This is a genomic window from Rhodoplanes roseus, assembly GCF_003258865.1.
Taxonomy (GTDB): domain Bacteria; phylum Pseudomonadota; class Alphaproteobacteria; order Rhizobiales; family Xanthobacteraceae; genus Rhodoplanes; species Rhodoplanes roseus.
Window position 1 is genome coordinate 1 of the sequence record NZ_NPEX01000456.1, and the last position, 3124, is coordinate 3124.

The 3124-nt window shown below is 72.0% G+C and carries 2 protein-coding genes and 1 pseudogene; all 3 read left to right on the forward strand.

Annotated elements, in window-relative coordinates:
• A pseudogene (locus CH341_RS29990) lies at positions 1–442 on the forward strand (thermonuclease family protein); the annotation flags it as partial.
• A gap of 32 nt (positions 443–474) precedes the next feature.
• Entirely contained in the window at positions 475–1947 is a 1473-nt protein-coding gene (locus CH341_RS29995; protein ID WP_245431321.1) for a M48 family metalloprotease, read from the forward strand.
• Between the two features lie 233 nt (positions 1948–2180).
• A partial coding sequence (gene cysK, locus CH341_RS30000) for a cysteine synthase A (RefSeq protein ID WP_111423113.1) occupies positions 2181–3124 on the forward strand: 944 nt, incomplete at its 3' end.

A 3124-nucleotide genomic window follows, 5' to 3' on the forward strand; every position in this document is an offset into this window, starting at 1 on the left:
CCAGCGCGAGCTTCTGGCCGGCGGCCACGCCCGGGTGGCGGCCCGGATCGAGGACGCGTCGTGCCTGCCCGCCCTGCGGGCGGCCGAGCGGGAGGCCCGCAAGGCCAATCTTGGCCTGTGGCAGGACCCCGTCTATGCTGCCCGGGCGGCCGACCGGCCGGCCGAAATCCTCGTGCAACACGGACGTTTCGCCGTGGTCGTCGGGCGCGTCGAATCGGTCCGGGAGAGCGGCGGCACGATCTACGTGAATTTCGGCCGTCGCTGGTCGGAGACGTTCTCGGCCACGATCCCCAAGAGGATCGAGCGGACGCTCCAGGCGGCCGGGGTCGATCCCGGGCGGCTCGCCGGCCGACGGGTCGAGGTGCGGGGGATCGTCGAGCAACGGGGCGGGCCGCGGATCGAGATCCTGCGGGCCGAGCAGCTCGCGATCGAAGGGCGCTGACCGCGAGGCGGGCGGCTGCAGGGATGGTGTCGGTGGGGCCGGTCGCGGACCGAGACGGCGGACGATTCGGGTGGCGGGGCGCCAAGGCGCGGCTCGCCGCACTCGGCTTGCTCGTACTCGCGCTCCCCGGCTGCTCGTCCTGGATCACGACGCTCGACCAGACCGGGAGCCTGCCGGAGCCGCGGCGGAGCGCGACCGAGGTCCTCACCCCGGCGCAGCGCGAGCACCGCCGCATCCTCGCCTCCTATGGCGGCGCCTATCACGACGCGCGGCTCGAGGGGATGATCGCCGGCATGGTCGACCGGCTGGTCGCCGCCTCGGAGCGGCCCGACCTGCGCTACAAGGTGACGATCCTCAACTCGCCGGCCATCAACGCCTTCGCGCTGCCGACCGGCGAGCTCTACGTCACCCGCGGCCTGATCGGGCTGGCCGGGGACGGCTCCGAGCTCGCCTCGGTGCTGGCCCACGAGATGGCCCATGTGCTGGCCCGCCACGCGGCGATCCGCGAGGACCAGGCGCGCCGCGTCGCCATGGCGACCGCCGCGACGGCCGACCCGACCGACACCACCGGGGCGCTGGCGCTCGCCAAGACCAAGCTGGCGCTGGCCAGCTTCTCACGCGCCCAGGAGTTCGAGGCGGACGGGATCGGCGTCGGCATCGCGGCGCGCTCCGGCTACGACCCGCACGGCGCCCCGCGCATTCTCACCGCCATGGGCCGCTTCGCCGGCCTGCGCTCGGCGAGCGGCACGGATCCGCGCTCGCTCGACTTCCTCTCGTCGCATCCGGCGACCCCGGAGCGGATCGAGAACGCGCTCGCCAATGCCCGCCAGCACGCCGCCGGCGAGCGTGACCGGGCCGAGTTCCTGGCTGCCATCGACGGCCTCGTCTACGGCGAGGACCCGATCGAGGGGTTCGTGCGCGGCCGCCGGTTCCTGCATCCCAAGCTCGGCTTCGCCTTCACGGCGCCGGAGGGATTCACGCTGGAGAACACGGCCCAGGCCGTGCTCGGCAGCCGCGACGGCGGCGACCAGGCGCTGCGGCTCGACATCGTCCGGCCGCCGGCCGACCAGAGCCTCACGAATTATCTCAACGCCGGCTGGATCGAGAACATCGAGCCCGGCTCGGTGGAGGAGACCACGGCGGGCGGCTTCCCGGCCGTGACGGCGACGGCCAAGGGCGATCCGTGGTGGTTCCGCATCGTGGTGGTGAAGAACGGCGCCGAGGTCTACCGCTTCGTCTTCGCCACCAAGACCCGGACGGCCGAGATCGACCGCGCCTTCCGCGAGTCGGCCGGCTCGATCCGCCGCCTGTCGCTCGCCGAGGCGCGGAACGCCAAGCCGCTGCGGCTGCGCATCGTCACGGTGCGGGCCGGCGACACGGTGGAGAAGCTCGCCGGCCGCATGGCCCTGATCGACCGCCAGGTCGAGCGCTTCCGCGTCCTCAACGGCCTCGGGCCGACCGACGCACCGAAACCGGGCGACCGCGTCAAGATCGTCGTCGAGTAGGGCCGCCGCGGCCGCCCCCCGCGACGGATCGCAAGGCCCCGACGGGCGTTGTGAGGGAGCGCGAAGATCGTCTTTCGACGCAGGCCCGGCGAGATCGAAATGCCTCCCCGCCGATCGGGACGAGGAGAATTTTTCGTTTTGGCGCCGCGATATTGCCGCCGGGAGATGGATCTTTTAATCAGGGCAGCGAGATCGACGGGCCGCAGGCCCGAAATCCCCAGTGGAGAAATGCCATGGCCGAAGCCGCGCTGAAATCGGTGCCGCCTTCGCAGGTCCGGAGCGCGGGCCGCGGACGCGTGTTCGAGTCGATCACCGACACCATCGGGGACACCCCGCTGGTCCGCCTCAATCGCCTGCCGCAGCTCCAGGGCATCAAGGCCAATGTCCTGGCGAAGCTCGAGTTCTTCAATCCGATCTCGAGCGTGAAGGATCGCATCGGCGTCGCCATGATCGACGCGCTCGAGGCCGAAGGCCGGCTCGGGCCGGACTCGGTGCTGATCGAGCCGACCTCCGGCAACACCGGCATCGCGCTGGCCTTCGTGGCGGCGGCCCGCGGCTACCGGCTGATCCTGGTGATGCCCGAGTCGATGTCGGTCGAGCGCCGCAAGATGCTGGCGCTGCTCGGCGCCGAGCTGGTGCTCACCCCGGCCGCCCAGGGCATGAGCGGCGCCGTCGCCAAGGCGACCGAGCTGGCGAACGAGACGCCGAACGCCATCATCCCGCAGCAGTTCAAGAATCCGGCCAATCCCGAGATCCACCGCAAGACCACGGCCGAGGAGATCTGGAACGACACCGACGGCGGCATCGACGCCTTCGTGTCGGGCGTCGGCACCGGTGGAACCATCACGGGCGTCGCCTCGGTGCTCAAGCCGCGCAAGCCGTCGCTGAAGATCATCGCGGTGGAGCCGGAGGACAGCCCGGTGCTGTCCGGCGGCAAGCCGGGCCCGCACAAGATCCAGGGCATCGGCGCCGGCTTCGTGCCGGACGTGCTCGACCGCGCCCTGATCGACGAGGTGGTCACGGTGGGCAACCAGGCCGCCTTCGAGACCGCCCGGGCGCTCGCCCGCTACGAGGGCATCCCGGCCGGCATCTCGTCGGGCGCCCCAGCAGCTCGCAGGCGGCGGCGACCTGCGGCTTCACCGGGATCGCGTCCTCGGCGATCACGATGCCGACGCCG